Source organism: Maribacter sp. C-4077, from assembly GCF_055378385.1.
Genome location: NZ_AP038807.1, coordinates 1 through 18,721, shown reverse-complemented (window position 1 = coordinate 18,721; position 18,721 = coordinate 1). Strand labels below are relative to the sequence as shown.

The 18,721-nt window shown below is 41.1% G+C and carries 18 protein-coding genes; 5 read left to right on the top strand and 13 right to left on the bottom strand.

Going from position 1 to position 18,721, the window contains the following annotated elements; all coding sequences use genetic code 11:
- The first annotated feature begins 94 nt into the window (after positions 1–94).
- Entirely contained in the window at positions 95–808 is a 714-nt protein-coding gene (locus ACZ41C_RS00090) for a DUF4294 domain-containing protein (RefSeq protein WP_464563426.1), read from the top strand.
- Positions 809–879: 71 nt separating this feature from the next.
- Here the strand turns inward: ACZ41C_RS00090 and ACZ41C_RS00085 are convergent, their stop codons facing one another.
- The 10 genes from ACZ41C_RS00085 to ACZ41C_RS00040 form a co-directional block, all read right to left on the bottom strand.
- The gene (locus ACZ41C_RS00085) at positions 880–1,119 is read right to left on the bottom strand and encodes a DUF6095 family protein (protein WP_464563424.1); all 240 of its coding nucleotides are present in this window, start codon (positions 1,117–1,119) and stop codon (positions 880–882) included.
- The gene (locus ACZ41C_RS00080; protein ID WP_464563422.1) at positions 1,116–1,970 is read right to left on the bottom strand and encodes a DUF4249 domain-containing protein; all 855 of its coding nucleotides are present in this window, start codon (positions 1,968–1,970) and stop codon (positions 1,116–1,118) included. Before ACZ41C_RS00080 ends, ACZ41C_RS00085 begins: the two co-directional genes overlap by 4 nt.
- A 3-nt stretch (positions 1,971–1,973) precedes the next feature.
- A complete protein-coding gene (locus ACZ41C_RS00075) occupies positions 1,974–4,364 on the bottom strand; it encodes a TonB-dependent receptor (RefSeq protein WP_464563420.1) in 2,391 nt (796 codons plus the stop codon).
- A gap of 122 nt (positions 4,365–4,486) precedes the next feature.
- Entirely contained in the window at positions 4,487–6,706 is a 2,220-nt protein-coding gene (locus ACZ41C_RS00070; RefSeq protein WP_464563418.1) for an NADP-dependent isocitrate dehydrogenase, read from the bottom strand.
- Positions 6,707–7,352: 646 nt separating this feature from the next.
- On the bottom strand, positions 7,353–7,703 hold the full coding sequence (gene rplS, locus ACZ41C_RS00065; RefSeq protein ID WP_138258912.1) for a 50S ribosomal protein L19: 351 nt from the start codon (positions 7,701–7,703) through the stop codon (positions 7,353–7,355).
- A gap of 131 nt (positions 7,704–7,834) precedes the next feature.
- Positions 7,835–8,509: a tRNA (guanosine(37)-N1)-methyltransferase TrmD gene (trmD, locus tag ACZ41C_RS00060; protein WP_464563416.1), complete on the bottom strand. Its 675-nt coding sequence runs from the start codon at positions 8,507–8,509 to the stop codon at positions 7,835–7,837.
- A 13-nt stretch (positions 8,510–8,522) separates the two neighbouring features.
- Positions 8,523–8,963, bottom strand: a complete 441-nt coding sequence (locus tag ACZ41C_RS00055; protein WP_464563414.1) for an N-acetyltransferase family protein — start codon at positions 8,961–8,963, stop codon at positions 8,523–8,525.
- A gap of 37 nt (positions 8,964–9,000) precedes the next feature.
- Positions 9,001–9,621, bottom strand: a complete 621-nt coding sequence (locus ACZ41C_RS00050) for a tRNA (guanine-N1)-methyltransferase (protein ID WP_138258909.1) — start codon at positions 9,619–9,621, stop codon at positions 9,001–9,003.
- 132 nt (positions 9,622–9,753) lie between these two features.
- A complete protein-coding gene (locus ACZ41C_RS00045; RefSeq protein WP_464563412.1) occupies positions 9,754–11,202 on the bottom strand; it encodes a glyceraldehyde-3-phosphate dehydrogenase in 1,449 nt (482 codons plus the stop codon).
- A 115-nt stretch (positions 11,203–11,317) separates the two neighbouring features.
- Positions 11,318–12,715: a S1C family serine protease gene (locus tag ACZ41C_RS00040; RefSeq protein ID WP_464563410.1), complete on the bottom strand. Its 1,398-nt coding sequence runs from the start codon at positions 12,713–12,715 to the stop codon at positions 11,318–11,320.
- 127 nt (positions 12,716–12,842) lie between these two features.
- On the opposite strand from ACZ41C_RS00040, the gene dapF reads away from it, so the two are divergent.
- The 4 genes from dapF (at position 12,843) to ACZ41C_RS00020 (ending at position 15,956) form a co-directional block, all read left to right on the top strand.
- Positions 12,843–13,619 (top strand): diaminopimelate epimerase, encoded by a 777-nt coding sequence (dapF, locus tag ACZ41C_RS00035; RefSeq protein ID WP_464563408.1) that lies wholly within the window; start codon positions 12,843–12,845, stop codon positions 13,617–13,619.
- Complete coding sequence (locus tag ACZ41C_RS00030) at positions 13,613–14,137, top strand: GNAT family N-acetyltransferase (protein WP_464563406.1); 525 nt, start codon at positions 13,613–13,615, stop codon at positions 14,135–14,137. Before dapF ends, ACZ41C_RS00030 begins: the two co-directional genes overlap by 7 nt.
- Positions 14,137–15,180: an endolytic transglycosylase MltG gene (gene mltG, locus ACZ41C_RS00025; protein ID WP_464563404.1), complete on the top strand. Its 1,044-nt coding sequence runs from the start codon at positions 14,137–14,139 to the stop codon at positions 15,178–15,180. The genes ACZ41C_RS00030 and mltG overlap by 1 nt, the downstream gene beginning before the upstream one ends.
- A gap of 146 nt (positions 15,181–15,326) precedes the next feature.
- Positions 15,327–15,956 (top strand): hypothetical protein, encoded by a 630-nt coding sequence (locus ACZ41C_RS00020; RefSeq protein ID WP_154919019.1) that lies wholly within the window; start codon positions 15,327–15,329, stop codon positions 15,954–15,956.
- A 54-nt stretch (positions 15,957–16,010) separates the two neighbouring features.
- Here the strand turns inward: ACZ41C_RS00020 and ACZ41C_RS00015 are convergent, their stop codons facing one another.
- From ACZ41C_RS00015 to dnaA, 3 genes are read right to left on the bottom strand one after another with little or no spacing between them, the layout of a single operon-like run.
- Complete coding sequence (locus ACZ41C_RS00015; RefSeq protein ID WP_138258902.1) at positions 16,011–16,733, bottom strand: SAM-dependent methyltransferase; 723 nt, start codon at positions 16,731–16,733, stop codon at positions 16,011–16,013.
- A 1-nt stretch (position 16,734) separates the two neighbouring features.
- Complete coding sequence (locus tag ACZ41C_RS00010; protein ID WP_464563402.1) at positions 16,735–17,190, bottom strand: low molecular weight protein-tyrosine-phosphatase; 456 nt, start codon at positions 17,188–17,190, stop codon at positions 16,735–16,737.
- Between the two features lie 6 nt (positions 17,191–17,196).
- Positions 17,197–18,621: a chromosomal replication initiator protein DnaA gene (dnaA, locus tag ACZ41C_RS00005; RefSeq protein ID WP_138258900.1), complete on the bottom strand. Its 1,425-nt coding sequence runs from the start codon at positions 18,619–18,621 to the stop codon at positions 17,197–17,199.
- Positions 18,622–18,721 lie beyond the last annotated feature (100 nt).

Genomic DNA, 18,721 nt, shown 5'->3' with positions numbered 1-18,721 from the left:
TGTTGCTTACAAACTTAGCAATATTCACTTGTTTTTAATAATATGCTGTAGCAATTATCGTTAATTTTGGCAGGGCTTTTGCACGCACTATGCTATGTTTAAAAATAGGCTACTATTATTTGTTTTTCTAACTTCCGTACTACATTTGGCGGGTCAGGTTCCTGAACAGGAGCTGGATTCCCTTTCTGAAAAAATGATCATCCTAGCGGGGGACTCCATAGTACAAAGTTCCATTGCCCTGCAGGAGGCCTACGTCTTTGGAAAGCTTCAGTTTTCTTCGTACGATGATAAACTCAGGTATTACATATTACGAAGGAAGACCCATAAAGTGTATCCGTATGCGAAATTGGCAGCGGAACGCCTGGTGGAGTTGAACGACAGCCTTACCAAAATTACAAAGACCAGAAAACGGAAGAAATACACCCGCAAGGTTCAAAAGTATATAGAAGAGGAATTTTCAGAGGAATTGAAAAAACTCACCAGAACGGAGGGGCAAATTTTAGTAAAGCTGATATACAGACAAACGGGAACCACGGCCTTTGATCTAGTCAAAGATCTTAGGAACGGATGGAGGGCCTTTTGGTACAATACGACTGCCAAACTTTTTAAGATCAGTATAAAGGAAGAGTTCCACCCAGATGAAGTAGAGGAAGATTATTTAATAGAGGACATATTACAACGGGCTTTTGCCGCCGGGCAATTGGAAAGACAGGAAACAGTTTTGGATTACGATTACAGTTCCCTTTATAACAAATGGAAGAAACCGGCCAACCCTGATAAACTACCTCAGGACAACCCCAAGAAGTAAAGAAACTTTTAATTTCTAGTCCTGCCACGGAGTATTATACCTTTGGTGGTGTCAATAAAATTTTTGGGTAATTATTCTTTTGAATGGTTATTGCCACCAAAAAGGGCATTTACCATCGTTTGGATACCCCTGAATCCCGAATATACCGCATAAAAGGCCAATAACAGGCCAACCACAAGTACGGGCCAATATAAGGGATGACCTTCATTTTTAAAAGCCTGCCAAATGACAATTGGCGCCAAAAACATAAGCAAAACCGTGAAGGCCAATTTCTTGATCCCTTTTAAAAGCATTTCTTTATCGGTTCTCATTCTATTTCAATGGTTCTTTTAAACTCCTGGACTACGGCAAAGTATCCCAAGGGGAAATCGTTGTTCTGACCAATGGATTCCAATTCCTCGGGATTTGCTATTCCCGTCACATTAAAGATATTTCCTCTAACGGTTGCCGCTGGAGTTTGAAATGGACCCTGGTCACCGCCAGCCTGAACAATAATTTGGTTCATGTAATTAAAGAAAGACTCATCGGCGCCTAGGATACTGATGGTCATCTCCTGACCGGTTTCAATATCCTCGTAGAAGTACGAAAACTCAAAACGCTGGCCCTGGTAAAATTCATCCTCGGTAACCAAAAATTCGTTGAATCCGAAGTCGAAAATATAAAAATCATCCCGTGTACCATCATCCGTAAAACTTATTATAATTTCAGTTTCGTCACCGGTAAACAATGTTTCTTCGCCCTGGACCAGCGATTCTATGGGTGATGTAGGGACAAAACTCGTAGTGGCATAATATTGTTCGTTTTTAAAATTGATAAATAATGCCAATTGTCCTGAAGTAAAAAAGGTCGTATTTCTTGTTGCTTCATAAGTTCCTGGTGAAACTTCCGCCAAGTTGATTTCGTTACTTTCCAATGAATTATCGGAAACAAAATCCAGGTTGCGTATACGGACCTCCGCATTGGACAGCGGATTGTTCTCATCAAAAAATGAGCTGGTCAAGTTCAATTTTATTTGAGCTGTAGTAATGGGTTCCGATGTGTCCATTCTAAGAACCGCATCTACCGATAAACGTGACGTTTCTGTTGGCAAATCGACTTCTATAACATCCTCACAGGATTGTAGAAGTATTATGCCCAATAAGCAATAAATAAATCTATACATCACTTATAATTTAAAATTGTAGGTTACCGCCGGAACGATTCCAAAGATAGAAGTCCGTACCGCTTCGTTCGCTCCTGTATCATCGTTCCTTCTAAAATTAATGGCTGCAGCATTTCTCCGGTTGTATACATTGTAAATGCTGAATACCCATTCTCCCTTCATTTTTCGGTTTTTGTTTTTTCTGGGGGTAAGACTTGCGGAAACATCCAATCGGTTGTAAGCCGGTAGACGCTCCTCGTTTCTAAGACCGTAGTAAGGCACTGTTAGGCCTTGAAACTCGAACTGACCTACGGGGTAATTTGTAGGTTGTCCCGTTTGGTAGACAAAATTGGTGTTAAAGCTCCATTTTTCATTCAAATCGTAGCTCGCAAATAAAGAAACATCGTGGGTCTTATCAAATGGAGTGTTGTACCAATTTCCATTATTTATTCCTGTTTCCAAGGTATTGGTTCCGTTTATGGTCCTTCCCGGTGTCCGCTGTTCTGACTTGGATAAAGTGTAGGCCAACCACCCTTGGAATTTGCCTTCATTTTTGCGGAACAAAAGCTCTAGACCATACGCCCTGGCTTCCCCGTTTAATATTACCTGCTCTATGGAATTATTCGCTATTAGGTTCGCCCCATCAATATAATCGATTCTATTTTGTACGTCCTTGTAAAATACTTCGGTCTCCAAACTATAATCGTCATTACTGAAGCTCTTGAAATACCCCAAGGCATATTGGTCCAACAATTGCGGTTTTACAAATGGACCGCTGGGTGTCCAGACATCCAAGGGAGTAGGGGAGGCCGTGTTGGACAATAGGTGCAGGTATTGGGCCAAACGTGTATAGCTCGTTTTTATGGAACTATCCTCGCTTAAAGTATAGGATAAGGATAATCTGGGTTCCCAATTGGTAAATTGGGCCAAACTTTCATTTCTGCCAGGTGTAGCAACGGATATTGGATCCGCTTCCTGATAAATAAATAAGAGGGGGTCAAAATTTACAGGATTGTCATTGGCATAGACATTGATTTCATCCTGCCCAAGCCTATTAAAATAACTGAACCGGAGACCATAGCCCAAACTAAGATTGTCCGTCAACCTATGTTCCACATCCACATAGGCCGCAAGTTCGTTGGCATATTTTTGGATAAGTTGTTCTTCCAAGATCCCGGAATTCTCATTACTGGGTTCTATTTTACCGGGATTGAATTGGTAGTAAATATTATTCAGGCCATAATTGACCTGTAATTTGTCGTTTAAGTAGTGTTTTAGGTCGTATTTCAAATTGAAATTCCGGATGCCAGAGTTCCAATTAAAGCCCACAAAGTCCAACTTTAATCCATAGTAATAGTCCGAATAAATCAAGGAGAGGTTGGAGAAGAGTTTATCCGAAAAAAGATGGTTCCATCTAAAGTTACCAACCGCATTTCCATAGGTATTTACAAAGCTATCGTTTATACCAAATACATCCCTACCAAAATAACCGGATAGAAATATGTTGTTGTTATCATTGATTTTATAATTGATCTTGGTATTCAGATCATAAAAATAAGCGGTATTGTCAATATCGAATAACGGAAGGAACAAATGGGCATAGGAAGCCCTTCCGCCAATTAGAAAAGCAGCCTTGTCCTTGGCAATCGGCCCCTCTAAAAGTAACCTACTCGCAACGGCTCCAATGCCCCCGTTCATCTTAAATTCCTTGCTGTTCCCTTCCTTTTGAAAAATGTCCAAAACCGATGAAACCCTTCCCCCATACCTGGCAGGAATACCGCCTTTATATAGTTTGATATCCTTAATGGCATCTGGATTGAATACCGAAAAGAATCCGAATAAATGGGAGGAATTGAAGATGATGGCCTCGTCCAATAGAATGAGATTTTGGTCTACCGAGCCACCACGCACGTTAAACCCCGATGCCCCCTCACCAGCATTTGTGACCCCAGGAAGTAATAATATTGACTTTATAACATCGGCCTCACCAAGGATTACAGGTATTTTTTTGATAGTTCCCACAGAAAGGGTGTTGACACTCATCTGGGGTTTTCTAATATCCAATTTTTCCACGTTTTCCGTGACGACTACTTCCTGTAGCTGTTCCGCTTCTTCCACTAGTTGAAAGTCAATTTTCTTATCCCTATCCAAAGAAATAGTTTGGATAATATCCCTAAATCCCAAATAGCTTACTACCGCCTGATAGTCGCCTTTGGGAAGCGTAATGGAATAAAAGCCATATTCGTTTGTTGTAACGCCACTTCCCAAGCTAGGAAAGGCTATTGTAACACCAATTAGGGTCTCGTTGCTGGATTCCTCCGTAATTACACCGCTTAGTGTATATTTTTCCTGGGCAAAAACAGGTGTGTAAAAGCAGGAACAAAGAAATAGAAATAGCCAAAGCGGCTTGGTCATAGTAGTTTTTTTCAAAAATAACTAGAAATACCTAACCAATTAATAGGTTAACGATATTTTAAAATTAAAAACTAAAAAGCCTCTAGTAAAGAGGCTTTTTTAGTGGTAAATATTTGAGCAATTTATAGGGTACCCAATATTCTATTTAACGTATCACTGGGTCGCATTGCTATGGATTCCAGATTGGGATTTGGTTTGTAATAACCGCCAACATCCTGTGGACTTCCCTGTGCATTCATCAACTCATTCAAAATCTGTTCTTCACTACCCTTAATTTCCGAATTTATGGTAGAAAAAATAGACTTTAATTCGGTATCCTCATTTTGATTCGCCAAAGCCTCTGCCCAGTACATAGCCAAATAAAAATGACTGCCCCTAGTATCCAATTCCTTTACTTTTCGTGAGGGGGACTTATCGTTCAATAGGAACTTTTCCGTGGCGGCGTCCAAAGCATCGGCTAACACCTTGGCTTTTGGATTGTTATTTTTTTCACCATAAAATTCCAAGGATACACCAAGGGCTAGGAATTCGCCCAAAGAATCCCATCTAAGATGTCCTTCTTCCAAGAACTGCTCCACATGCTTTGGTGCAGATCCCCCGGCTCCGGTCTCAAAAAGTCCACCGCCGTTCATCAAAGGTACTATGGACAACATTTTGGCACTTGTGCCTACTTCCAATATGGGGAACAAGTCCGTTAAATAGTCCCTAAGCACGTTCCCAGAAACAGAAATAGTGTCCTTTCCTTCCTTGATTCTTTTTAGCGTATATTTCGTTGCCTCTTCAGGGGACATGATTTGGATGTCCAGACCATCTGTGTCTTGCTCTGGGAGATATTTTTTTACTTTTTTGATAAGTTCGCTATCATGGGCCCTATTCGCATCCAACCAAAAAATAGCGGGGACATTGGTGGCCCTGGCACGGGAAACCGCCAATTTGATCCAATCTTCGATAGGTGCATCCTTCACTTGGCACATGCGCCATATATCGCCTTTTTCCACGGAATGCTCTAATAAGGCTTCTTCGGTATTTAGGTCGATAACCTGGACCGTTCCTGCTTTTGGAATTTCAAATGTTTTGTCATGAGAACCATATTCTTCGGCCTTTTGCGCCATGAGGCCCACATTAGGAACGGTACCCATAGTGGTAGGATCAAAAGCTCCATGTTCCTTGCAGAAATCTATCGTGGCGGAGTATACTCCTGCATAGCTACTATCAGGTATAACCGCTTTTGTATCTTGGACTTTACCTTGTGCGTTCCACATTTGTCCGGAATTACGAATCATCGCTGGCATAGATGCGTCGATTATAATATCACTGGGAACATGCAAATTGGTAATTCCTTTATCCGAATTTACCATGGCAAGTGACGGTCCTTCCTCTAGGACGTCATTGATTTCACTTTCGATGGCCGATTTTTGATCAGCCGATAGTTTTTCAAGCTTATTGAAAAGTACTTCCAAGCCGTCATTAGGGTTAACCCCTATTTTCTCAAAAGTCGCCGCATTTTTATCAAAGACCGGTTTAAAGACAGTTTCTACTACATGCCCAAAGATGATCGGGTCCGAAACCTTCATCATAGTGGCCTTTAAGTGAACGGAGAACAAAACCCCCTTATCCTTTGCGTCTTGGACCTGTTCCCTTAAAAATGCCAAAAGTGCATTTTTGCTCATCACCGTAGCATCTATAATTTCGCCGGTTTGAAGTGCTATTTTATCCTTTAGTACAATTTTGTCACCGTCAGTGGTATTCAGAACGATTTGCACTGAAGTAGCGGCAGGAATGGTCAATGATTTTTCGTTCGATTTAAAATCACCATGGGACATCGTAGCCACGTGCGTCTTGGAATCCGCTGACCATGCACCCATGGAATGCGGGTTTTTCTTGGCGTAGTTCTTTACCGCCCTTGGAGCTCGTCTATCAGAATTTCCTTCCCTTAAAACAGGGTTTACCGCACTTCCTTTTATTTTGTCGTATTTGGCCTTTATTTCCTTTTCTTCGTCCGTCTTTGGTTCGTCAGGGTAATCCGGTAATCTATATCCTTTCGATTGTAGTTCGGCGATGGCCTCCTTTAATTGCGGAATGGAAGCACTAATGTTCGGTAGTTTTATAATATTGGCTTCTGGTTGTTTTGCCAGTTCTCCCAACACGTCCAAATCATTGGGAACTTGCTGCTCTTTGGTCAAATATTCAGGAAAAACGGCGGCAATTCTACCTGCCAAGGAAATATCCTTGGTCTCGATTTCAATTCCCGAAGTCTTTGTAAATGCTTTAACAATAGGTAGGAACGAAGCCGTTGCTAGGGCTGGTGCCTCATCCGTTTTGGTATAGAAAATTTTGGACATTCGTATATTTTTTAATTCAAGCGGTGCAAATATACAATTTTATCCAGCCTAAAGTTGGAGCTAGCGCCTTAATATTTCAGGCTTTTGGGAAGTTTTGTTAAATAACAAAAGCCATATCAATGTACTAATACCTTGATATGGCTTTTTAGAAATAGCTTACAGACATGTTGTTCTAAAATTAATTAGAACTGCAACCCTTGGTTGCTTCTGCGTCACTAAATCAACGTTTGAAATGTGTTTCAATCTTAATTCTGTAACCAAGCATTTACTCTACATTTCGTTTTTGTTGCCTTAGCATTAAAATTGAAAACCGTGATAGTTATAAAATCTTATTGCCCACATGGGTTTAAAAAGCGACAGCCTTTAAAGCCTATGCTCATCTTCATAACTAATTCCCTAGAAAAAAGCTATTCCGATTAAGCCACAATATAAAGAACGTAAACTTTATAGTGATCGGAAGTTACTACTATCTACCTCAGTTTTCTTCCTAAAATCACACCTAAATATAATGAAAAAATATTAAATAAAGGGTGTTTTTCCAACTAATTAATAATGAACAATTTATGAACTTTAGATGTTAACAATTGTTCATAAAAAAACACCGAAGGATTTTCGGTGTCTTTCTAGTATTATTCGGGTAAAGAAATTAAGAACGAACCTCTTTGATTCTCGCTTTCTTACCGGTCAAACCTCTAAAATAGTAAATACGTGACCTACGTACCTTACCTTTCTTGTTAACCTCGATTTTTTGCAGGGCAGGAAGATTGATCGGGAAGATTCGTTCCACACCAACAGTTCCAGACATTTTACGGATTGTAAAAGTTTCAGTTGCTCCGGTTCCTCTTCTTTGGATTACCACTCCCTTAAAGAACTGGGTACGTGTTTTTTCACCTTCCTTGATTTCGTAGTACACGGTAATCGTATCACCGGCGGAGAAATTTGGAAATTCTTTCTTGGTTACAAATTCGTCCTGAACAAATTTTATTAATGATTCCATTTTATTTTTTATATCGGAATTAAATTAAAACAACGTTCACGATTTTCGTCAGAGGTTGATTTAACAGGGTGCAAAAATACTTCGAAATTTAAAATCCACAAATATTTTATTCTATTTATTTTCCTGGGGCTTTATTCCAACAGATCTGGTCGTAGTCTCTGCGTTCGTTCGTGCGCCATTTCTTCTCGCCATTGCTCTATTTTTCCAAAATTCCCACTCAGTAAAACCTCCGGCACCTTCACTCCTTTGTACTCCGCCGGTCTTGTGTATACTGGAGGTGCCAACAATCCGTCTTGAAAACTATCCGTGAGGGCAGAAGTTTCATCGTTCAGCACGCCCGGCAGTAATCTTATAATGGTATCACAAAGGACGGCAGCGCCCAATTCACCACCGGAAAGTACATAATCCCCAATGGAAAGTTCCTTGGTTATGAACATGTCCCTAACACGTTGGTCAACCCCTTTGTAATGGCCACAAAGAATAATTATGTTTTCCAGTAAGGAAAGACTGTTCGCAATTTTCTGATTTAGCGTCTTTCCATCTGGGGTCATATAGATTATCTCATCATAGCTTCGCTGGGATTTCAGTTGGGATATACATTTATCTATCGGTTCTATCATCATCACCATGCCGGCGCCGCCTCCAAATTGATAGTCGTCCACTTGATTGTAATTGTTGTCCGTATAGTCCCTTAAATTGTGCAGATGGACTTCAACCAAACCTTTGTCAATGGCTCTTTTTAGAATTGAGGCATCGAACGGGCTTTTTAATAATTCCGGTAAAACGGTTATAATATCGATTCGCATGGCAAGAGCTATTTTATTGCGCGGACCAAAAGTAGTGAAAACAGTGCGAATCCTTTTCCCAACCCATTTTCTCGTAAAGTCTTCGGGCAGGGTTGTCAACGGCCGTTTCCAAGGCCAAACCCTTAAATTCGTGTTCGGCACAAAATTGTTGTGCGCTTTTCAATAAAAGTGCACCAAAGCCCTGACCTCTGTAATCCGGATGTACAAAAAGGTCGTTTAGAATCAGGGTGGGTTTTAAGGATACGGAGGAGAATGTAAAATAAAGTTGGGTGAAACCCACAGGAACCTCTTCTGACAATGCAATGAATATAAGGGAGTCCTTATTTTGAAATCGTTCCCTTAAAAAATTCTCGGCTCTTTTTAAATCGGACGCTTGCTTGTAGAAAAACCTATATTGGTCAAATAATGGAACTATTTGTTCTAGGTTTTCAATACCGGCTTTTATGACAATCATGCTATAAAAAAAAGCTCCCTTAAAGGAGCTTTGGAACTTATTTCGTTTTCTTTTGTTTGTTGAGTTCGTCCTGTAGTTTCCGGCTAATTTTCTGTTCACGCTCCAAGGCCCTTCTTCTATGATCTTCATATTCTACTTCCAATTCGGCCAAATTTTGTTTTGCTTCCTGGGTCAGGATATTGCTATTTCTAAACCTGTAAACGAAAATACCAAGAAGAATGAAAAGCCCTATAATAATTGTCCATAAAATAATATTATAGGTGGCCTTTGAAACCGAAATCCCCAAGAAGGACATACTATCCTTTTCTTCGGTAACTGCTGCGAGGTTTGAAGTCGTTTCTTCCAGTTTTTTATTCAAGGAGCTAATGGTAGTTTCATGTTCTGAAATGGTCGCATTCAAACCGGCCGCTCTTTGGTTAAAGGCCCTAACCGAGTCCAATACATTTTCACGTAGTTTATAAAGGTTCACTTCCTTTACCACTTCATAGCGCACGCCGTCAGCTCGATAGTTTCCGGATTTTTTTGAAATATAGTCGAACTGACTACTTATAGGGCCGCTGTCCAAAGAAAGAGACTCATCTTCTTCAGATTCCTGCGCAAAACTTAAACTGGTGGTTATTAGGACTGCAAATAATATTAGTATCCTTGAAATTTTCATTCGTATTTAAATTTCCGTTTAACACTGATTTAGAGAAGACTAAAGTAAATTTTTAAAATTAAATGGTGAAAAACCTCAGCCTTTAATTAATAGGTACGTAAAAACTTTCAAAAAGGATGTTCTGTACCAAGTCTAATAATAGGTATAACGTCTTACTTTGGTAATATATTTTGCAAGTCTAATTACCTGTTGCGAATATCCAAATTCATTATCGTACCAAATGTAAAGCACCAAATTTTTACCGTTGTCCGAAACAATTGTCGCTTCGCTATCGTATACTGCCGGTGCCACCGATCCAACAATATCCGTTGAAACCAATTCTTTGCTCAAACTATATTTTATTTGCTCCACCAAATCACCTTCCAAGGCGTACTTTTTAACAATTGTATTGATACCTTCCAAGGAAGTTTTGTTTTTGATATCCAAGTTGAGAATCGCCAATGATCCATTGGGTACCGGAACCCTTATGGCATTGGAGGTCAATTTACCTTTAAGATTGGGGAGTGCCTTGGCCACGGCCTCTCCGGCACCTGTTTCCGTAATCACCATATTGAGGCCTGCGGCCCTTCCACGACGATACTTAGAATGCATATTGTCCACAAGGTTCTGGTCATTGGTATATGCGTGTATGGTTTCCAAATGTCCCTTTTTTATACCTACCGAATCGTCTATGACTTTTAATATAGGCGTAATGGCGTTGGTGGTGCAGGATGCGGCCGAGAATATGTGCGTAGTCTCCGGATCGTACTCCAAATGGTTTACTCCATGGACGATATTGGGTACACCTTTGCCTGGTGCGGTCAATAGTACTTTGGATACCCCCTTGGCATTTAAATGCCTCGATAGTTGGGCCCGATCCCTAAAGGCCCCGGTATTATCGATTAAGAGGGCATCGGATATTTCATATTGGGTGTAATCTACTTCCTCCGGTTTATTGGCACTGATGATTTGAACCGTAGTACCATTTATCAATAGGGTGTTGGCCTTGGCATTTACCGTTACGGTACCCGTAAAATTGCCATGGACGGAATCGGTGCGCAATAGACTGGCCCTCTTTTCCAATAGTTCCTCATTTAGTTCCCCACGCACAACTATGGCCCTCAGCCGCATTTGATTGCCTTTCCCGGTTTTTGACATGAGCTCCCTGGCCAATAATCGACCAATTCTACCAAAACCGTACAAAATGACATCCTTGGGTTTGATGCTTTTGTATTCCGTGGCCGACTTAAGTTTGTCAATAACAAATGCCTTTACGTTGTTGAAATTATTATCATCAGAATGATACTCATAGGTCAATTTGCCAATATCCAATTTTGCAGGCGGGAGTTTTAGATCATTGATAGCCCTAAGGATTTCAACGGAATCAAAGATGGAAATGGGTTTTTGCACGAACTCCCCGGCATACTCGTGTAACCGGATGATGTCGCTTACATTGTGATCTATCAAAGGATTTTTAAAAAGTACGATTTCTATGGACCTGTCGTACCACAGGTCACTGATGATCTTTATGAATTCCGTGGTAGCTTTTCTTCTATCTGCCTGGAAGGCCAGCTCTTTTTCGAAGGATATTTTACGAGACATATGGTTTTGTTGTTATAAATGATGTTAAAATTAAACCTTTTGTAAAGTTTTGTAACAACTATATACAAAAAAAGCATCCGTTTAGGGCGGATGCTTTTCAAACTTAAAATTTGAATTATTGAAAAATTAAGCGTTCTCGTTCGCCCTTCTCGTTGACCATGGTAATTATCGTTTTACCGTACCTTGAAATGGCCCCAAAAGCGGTATCCGCATCTGAAATGTTCTTTATTTCCTTATCGTCCACTTGCACGATGACCTTACCCTCCAGGCCATAACCTCGGTACCGCTCCGGTACCCCGGTTATTTTAACCCCAGATTTTGTCCTAAATCTTTTTTGGTCGTCCTTGGTCAAATTTTTCACTTCCATGCCCATTGCCGGCACTACCAGTAATTGTCGCTCCTTCAACACCACTGGCAAAGTGAGCAGTTCCTGATTCCTTTCAACGGTAACATTGATGGTGTCGTTCGGTCTTTTGGTGCCTAAATATCCCGTAAGGTCCGGATATTTGTGAATATCTATTTGGTCGACTTTCTTGATAATATCGCCCAATTCCAAACCTGCCTCATCGGCTCCGGATTCTTCCTCGATTCTTTCTATATATACTCCGTCGATGTTGTTTATGCCCCTTTCTATGGCATCCCTTGTATTAACGGGAGCGGGACTTATGCCCATAAACGCCTTTTGAACGTTCCCATATTCCATAATATCGTTCACTACTTTTTTGGCGATATTGCTGGGTACGGCAAAGGAATATCCCACATAGGATCCAGTTTGGGAGGAAATGGCCGTATTGATGCCGATAAGGTCACCATTGGTATTTACCAAGGCCCCGCCCGAATTTCCTGGATTTACCGCGGCATCCGTCTGGATGAATGATTGATTGGAACGGGTATCCAGGCTTCTGGCCTTGGCACTCACGATTCCCGCAGTTACGGTAGATGTCAAATTAAATGGGTTTCCAACAGCCAATACCCATTCCCCGATTTTAGTATTGTCAGAATCCCCAAATGCCAAATAGGGCAACTTGTCATCCGTCTCTATTTTAATCAGGGCAATGTCTGAATTTGGGTCCGTACCCACCAATTCAGCTTCATAGGTCTGATTATTGTTCAAGGTTACCTGCAATTGGGTTGCGTTGGCTATTACGTGATTGTTGGTAACGATATAACCATCTTGGGAAATGATGACCCCGGATCCTGTTCCTACTTGAGGGGTTACGGTACCTCCAGAACCATAAAAGAAGTCAAAAACACTGCTTCTACGGGTACTAAGGGTCAGGTTCTTGACATGCACCACGGAGTTGACGGTACGTTCCGCAGCGTTCGTAAAGTCCACCTCATTGATGCCCGAACCTGAAGCGGAAGTTGGTGTATAACTTGTACTGAAAACAGGCTGTGCCTCATCTGAGGTTACAATGGCATAATTGGGTCGTTCAAAGAATAACTTATAGGCGCCCAGGGTAATGGCACCTGCAAAGATGGAAACAAGTAAAAGTCCTCCAATTCTCTTCATAATCTATACTGCTTTAACCTTTTAACAGTAAAATTACATCATTTCCATTTTTGTAGTAGTGGTTTAACGACTTTTTAACTGCAAGGAAGCCTCAATTAAATCATATCTTTGTGCTTTAAACTGGCCTATGACCGCTACTTTTTATAAATATCAGGGAACAGGGAACGATTTTGTACTATTCGATAATCGGACCTTATTTTTTCCGAAAGAGAACCATGAACTCGTAGCTTTTTTGTGCAATAGGAGGTTTGGCATTGGAGCCGACGGACTCATTCTTCTTGAAAATGATAACTCCTACGACTTTAGGATGGTGTATTACAATGCTGATGGCAAGGAAGGGAGTATGTGTGGAAACGGGGGAAGATGTGTTGTGGCCTTTGCCCAATTTTTGGGTATCATCGATGAAAAAACCGATTTCATTGCCGTGGATGGACCTCATAACGCAACGGTCAATGGGACTTCGGTAAGCCTTAAAATGCAGGATGTAAAGGAACTGAAGACCAAACCCAATGCTTTGTATTTAAATACGGGTTCGCCCCACCATGTGCAAATGGTCAAGAATCTGGAGAAGTTCAACGTTGCCAAGGAGGGTTCCAAAATACGATACGGTATCTATGGTGCAACCGGTAGCAACATCAATTTTGTGGAACAGGAGTCTAAGGACACTTTCAAGGTAAGGACGTACGAAAGGGGCGTGGAGGATGAGACACTTTCCTGCGGAACAGGGGTTACCGCCGTAACCTTGGCAATGCACCATTTAGGTAAGATTAACGATAACTATGCGAATATAAAGGCTATGGGCGGTAATTTGAAGGTTGAATTTGATTACAGCGATAATACCTATAACAACGTGCATTTGATAGGGGAGGCCAAGCAAGTGTTTAAAGGGGAGATTTCGTGGTAAGTCTACAGGGAAATATCATAAAGCTAAGGGCCCTGGAAACGGCGGACTTGGATTTGCTTTTTGAATTGGAGAACAATCCGTCCGTTTGGGAAATCAGTGGTACAATTGCACCCTACTCGAGGGATGTCCTAAAATTATATCTTGAAAATGCCCATAGAGATATTTATGATGTCAAACAATTGCGTTTGGTTATTTGTACCCAGGACAATGAGGCCATCGGTTTGATAGATCTATTTGATTTCGACCCTAAAAATAGAAGAGCAGGAGTTGGTATTGTCATTTCCGATGAAGGGAACAGAAACAGGGGTGTTGGTACAGAAGCAATGGAAATACTGTGTAAGTATGCATCCAAGACCTTAAATCTACGCCAGTTGTACGCCAATATTTTGGAAGGAAACGATCGAAGCCTGTACCTATTTAAAAAACTGGGTTTTGAATTGGTGGGAACCAAACGGGATTGGATTTTCAACGAAGGTATTTTTAAAAACGAACTGTTGTTTCAAAAGATTTTTAAATAATGTACATCAAAAAAATTGTGGTCGCCATTTTGCTGCTCGGATTGATAGGAGCCAGCATATTTGCGTATGTAGTCTATAGTACTTTTTTTACGCCCAATACCAGTTTTAATAATGAGGAGGCCTTCGTTTACATTGGCTCAAATGATTCCTTTGCCGATGTAAAGGAACAAATGCAACCACTGCTGAACGATGTTTCTTCCTTTCAAAAGGCCGCGGAAAGAAAGGGATATGCCTCCAACATTAGGGGTGGTAAATACCGAATTACTAAGGGGATGACCAACAATGATATCATAAACAACCTAAGGGTAAACAATATTCCCGTTCGCGTTTCCTTCAACAATCAGGAGAATACTGCCTCTTTGGCTGGTAGGATCTCCGAACAAATTGAAGCCGATAGTCTCAGTCTTTTGAAAGCCTTTGACGATACGGACTTTTTGGTGGGTAACGGCTTTGACCAGGAAACCAAATTGGCCCTCTACATTCCCAATAGCTATGAATTTTTTTGGAACACTTCCGCGGAGGAATTCCGGGACCGTATGCTAAAGGAATATAAACGATTTTGGAACGAGGATAGGCTTTCAAAGGCAAAGGCCCAAAATATGACTCCCAATGAAGTAGTTGCATTGGCATCCATTGTCCACAAGGAAACCGCCAAGGTAGACGAGAGGCCGCGGGTGGCCGGTGTTTATGCAAACCGATTAAGGGCCGGGATGCTCTTACAGGCAGACCCTACCGTAATCTTTGCTATAAAAAAGGAAACAGGAAATTATGACACTATAATTAAAAGGGTGCTGTACAGGGATTTGGAAATGGACTCTCCTTATAATACGTATAAATATGCCGGTGTTCCCCCAGGCCCCATTACCATGCCCGATATCAGCGCCGTAGACGCTGTTTTAAGTCCTGAAAAACACAACTACTACTATTTTGTGGCCAATGTTGAGGACTTTGGATACCACATGTTCGCGGAGAACATTGCGCAACATAACCGAAATAAGGAGCAGTATATCCGCTGGCTTAACGCTCAGAAAATCAACAGATAGGCCCTAATCGGAATTTTAAGACATGTTAACTAAAAGTGTATATTTTTAACAAATTCTTGCCATTTTACCTTTTTAACATGTCTAACTTTGCCCCCAGAAATTTAAGCAAGCACTTTTTTCGCTGTAAGTCTTAAGAAAAACACTTTATGAAAAGATGGATATTGTTTACTTGTCCTCTTATCGTGATTTTTATTTTTTCGAGCTTCAGTTTCAGTCTGTACAACGTTGAAGTTCCAGAAGCTCTAAAAGTAAAAGAACCCCCTCCGTTTTTGTTCCCCCAGGACAAAGCTTATTTTGAGAAAATGAACGTACGGCCGCCCTTTATTGGTAGCAGGTACATCGGTTTTAAGGAGGCCTTGGCCTTTAAGGAATCGCAAGGAAGCTATTCAGCTGTAAATTCCTTTGGTTATTTGGGTAAATACCAATTTGGTGTGAATACACTGGCTTTGGTAGGTGTACATGATTCCATACACTTTTTGGAAAACCCTTCTTTACAGGAAGAGGTATTCGAAAAGAACATTGCCCGAAACAAATGGATCTTACGGAAGGATATCAAAAGATTTGTGGGCAAACAGATTAATGGAATTGAGATTACAGAATCTGGAATCGTGGCCGCAGCGCATTTGGCAGGGCCGGGAAACGTAAAAAGGTATTTACGTTCATTTGGTAGGACCGATGTTATTGATGGCTACGGTACGACCATCGCGAATTATCTTAAAATGTTTTCGGGCTATGACATTACCATGATCAAACCGGTAAAAAATCCTAGGATTTAAAGTAATAAGTAGATATGAAAATGGGAAAGCCTTGGCAGCGATGTCAAGGTTTTTTTATGCTTGGATGATAAAGATCGCGGGTCGTTTGTGAAGGTCCACCTGTTCAACTTTCCAATCGGAAGCGGTTTTGGTTCGGATATATTCGGTATTCAGCGTAATATCGCAGGCAACACAGATTCTCGTAGTTCCTGAAACCGTTCTAACAAGTTCCTCCAATAATTTATTGTTCCTATAAGGGGTCTCGATAAAGATTTGGGATTGATTTTCTTCCTTGGATTTTCTTTCCAGCTTCTTTATTTGTTTTTTTCTTTCCGCACCGTCAATGGCCAAATACCCATTGAAAGCAAAATTCTGACCGTTCATGCCACTGGCCATAAGGGCAAGTATAATGGAGGAAGGGCCTACCAAAGGTACTACTTGGATTTGTCTTTCATGGGCGATGCGAACTACGGCGGCACCTGGGTCTGCGATACCGGGACAACCTGCTTCGGATAGGATACCCACGTCGTTTCCTTCCAAACAAGGATTCAGGAAACTTGGTATTTCCGATGCTTCCGTAAATTTGTTCAGTGCAAAAAGTGTTAATGAGGGTTGCGATTTTCTAGGTGAAAGTTTCTTGATAAAATGACGGGCCGTCTTTTCGTTTTCTACAATATAGATGTTTATTTCCTCGATGGCCCGTTTTATGGAAATGGGCAACACTTCCAAAGGCGGGATTTCCCCAAGTGTGGATGGTATCAGATAGAGTTTGCCCTTTTTGGATGTAGCGTCTGCCATGTTATTCTGAAAGCTTTTTGGCAATTTCCTCACAGGCCGCATCTATCATCTGAAAGACCTTTTCAAATCCATCGACCGAATCGTAATATGGGTCGGGTACCTCTACATCGCCTGTTTTGACTTCACTTAATAATAGTTTAACCTTACGTGCCTGTTCCTTGTTCTTGCTCAACCCGATGATGTTTCCATAATTGCTTTTGTCCATGGCATAGATGACATCAAATTCTTCCAAATCGGCAGCGGTTAGTTTTCGGCATATTTGATTGCTGATATCGATACCATATTTTCTGGCGACCGCAATGGATCGGGAATCCGGCGGATTTCCGATATGATAGCCTCCCGTTCCGGCAGAATCCACAAAAACCATGCTTGTATCTACCTTGTTTTTTAGAATGCCCTCGGCCAATGGCGACCTACAGATATTTCCAAGGCAAACCATTAAGACTTTGGTTTTCATACCTTTTTAGGAGAATTTTTTTGTCAGGTCGTCTATGTATTTTCGGAACTGTTTGTCCGTTTCGGCAAGGTTATCGACCGTTTTGCATGCGTGCAGCACCGTGGCATGGTCCCTTTTGCCTATTTGCGAGCCAATGCTCGCCAAAGAGGCCTTGGTGAATTTTTTGGCAAAGAACATGGCCAATTGCCTGGCCTGTACTATATGACGTTTCCTGGTTTTGGATTGAAGGGTGGCCACATCCATTTCAAAGTAATCAGATACCACTTTTTGAATGTAATCGATGGAGACTTCCCTTTTGGTATTTTTTACGAATTTCTCAACGACCTGCTGTGCCAGGTCTATGGTAACCTCCCTTTTATTCAAGGTGGACTGTGCGATCAATGAAATAATGGCACCTTCCAATTCCCTAATATTGGTCTTGATGTGTTTGGCCACATATTCGATGATATCATCCGGCATTTCCACACCATCACGATATAACTTGTTCTTTAAAATGGAAATTCGGGTTTCATAATCCGGACTCTGCAACTCCGCTGATAATCCCCATTTAAAGCGGGACAACAGACGCTGCTCAAAATCTTGCATGTCCACAGGAGCCTTATCCGAAGTTAGGACTACCTGTTTTCCGTTTTGGTGGAGGTGGTTGAAAATATGGAAGAACACATCCTGGGTCCCGGATTTACCGGAAAGGAATTGCACATCGTCAATAATCAGCACGTCTATCAGTTGATAGAAATGAATGAAATCGTTTCGGGTATTCTTCTTAACGGACTCGATATACTGTTGCGTAAATTTTTCCGCCGATATATACAATACGGTACGCTCTGGATACTTGTCCTTTATTTCTACACCAATGGCATGTGCCAAATGCGTTTTTCCCAATCCAACGCCGCCAAAAATCAATAAGGGATTAAAGGAGGTGCCCCCGGGTTTATTTGCCACGGCCATCCCTGCGGAACGGGCCAAGCGATTGGAATCGCCTTCCAGAAAATTATCGAAATTATAATTGGGGTTTAATTGCGATTCAATTTTGATATTCCGGATACCAGGAATCACAAAAGGATTGCGAAGTTCCGGGTTTTTAGATTTAATGGGAACGTCCATTTCCTGGGGAGTCATATTACCGCGGTTGGAACTAGGAATTTTTTCCGTGAACGGTTCTTTATTTCCATAGGTGTTCTCCATTCTAATAATGTACACCAATTTGGCAGTCTCACCCAATTGTTTTGTCAATGCGACCTTGAGCAATTTCACATAATGCTCTTCCAGCCATTCATAGAAAAATTTACTGGGGACTTGAATGCTCAAAGCATTGTTTGAGAGCTTTATAGGTTTAATGGGTTCAAACCAAGTTTTGAATGCCTGCGGTTGGATATTATCCTTGATAAATACCAAACAATTTTTCCATACGGAATCGGCAGTAACATTCATAATAATTAAAGCTCTTGTTATTGGTTAGTTAAAAGCGAACAAATTCTAAAAATAGAGACCATTATTTTGGCTCTGTAAGGTGGACAAATATGTGAACAAA

Excerpts from the sequence above, each read along its gene's own strand:
- trmD (WP_464563416.1), bottom strand. The coding sequence starts at position 8,509 with ATGCGAATCGATATTATAACCGTTTTACCGGAATTATTAAAAAGCCCG.
- ACZ41C_RS00040 (WP_464563410.1), bottom strand. The coding sequence starts at position 12,715 with ATGAAGAGAATTGGAGGACTTTTACTTGTTTCCATCTTTGCAGGTGCC.
- dnaA (WP_138258900.1), bottom strand. The coding sequence starts at position 18,621 with ATGAATGTTACTGCCGATTCCGTATGGAAAAATTGTTTGGTATTTATC.
- ACZ41C_RS00015 (WP_138258902.1), bottom strand. The coding sequence starts at position 16,733 with ATGGCAGACGCTACATCCAAAAAGGGCAAACTCTATCTGATACCATCC.
- ACZ41C_RS00045 (WP_464563412.1), bottom strand. The coding sequence starts at position 11,202 with ATGTCTCGTAAAATATCCTTCGAAAAAGAGCTGGCCTTCCAGGCAGAT.
- dapF (WP_464563408.1), top strand. The coding sequence starts at position 12,843 with ATGACCGCTACTTTTTATAAATATCAGGGAACAGGGAACGATTTTGTA.
- ACZ41C_RS00075 (WP_464563420.1), bottom strand. The coding sequence starts at position 4,364 with ATGACCAAGCCGCTTTGGCTATTTCTATTTCTTTGTTCCTGCTTTTAC.
- mltG (WP_464563404.1), top strand. The coding sequence starts at position 14,137 with ATGTACATCAAAAAAATTGTGGTCGCCATTTTGCTGCTCGGATTGATA.
- ACZ41C_RS00085 (WP_464563424.1), bottom strand. The coding sequence starts at position 1,119 with ATGAGAACCGATAAAGAAATGCTTTTAAAAGGGATCAAGAAATTGGCC.
- ACZ41C_RS00020 (WP_154919019.1), top strand. The coding sequence starts at position 15,327 with ATGAAAAGATGGATATTGTTTACTTGTCCTCTTATCGTGATTTTTATT.
- rplS (WP_138258912.1), bottom strand. The coding sequence starts at position 7,703 with ATGGAATCATTAATAAAATTTGTTCAGGACGAATTTGTAACCAAGAAA.
- ACZ41C_RS00010 (WP_464563402.1), bottom strand. The coding sequence starts at position 17,190 with ATGAAAACCAAAGTCTTAATGGTTTGCCTTGGAAATATCTGTAGGTCG.
- ACZ41C_RS00090 (WP_464563426.1), top strand. The coding sequence starts at position 95 with ATGTTTAAAAATAGGCTACTATTATTTGTTTTTCTAACTTCCGTACTA.
- ACZ41C_RS00050 (WP_138258909.1), bottom strand. The coding sequence starts at position 9,621 with ATGAAAATTTCAAGGATACTAATATTATTTGCAGTCCTAATAACCACC.
- ACZ41C_RS00055 (WP_464563414.1), bottom strand. The coding sequence starts at position 8,963 with ATGATTGTCATAAAAGCCGGTATTGAAAACCTAGAACAAATAGTTCCA.
- ACZ41C_RS00070 (WP_464563418.1), bottom strand. The coding sequence starts at position 6,706 with ATGTCCAAAATTTTCTATACCAAAACGGATGAGGCACCAGCCCTAGCA.
- ACZ41C_RS00080 (WP_464563422.1), bottom strand. The coding sequence starts at position 1,970 with ATGTATAGATTTATTTATTGCTTATTGGGCATAATACTTCTACAATCC.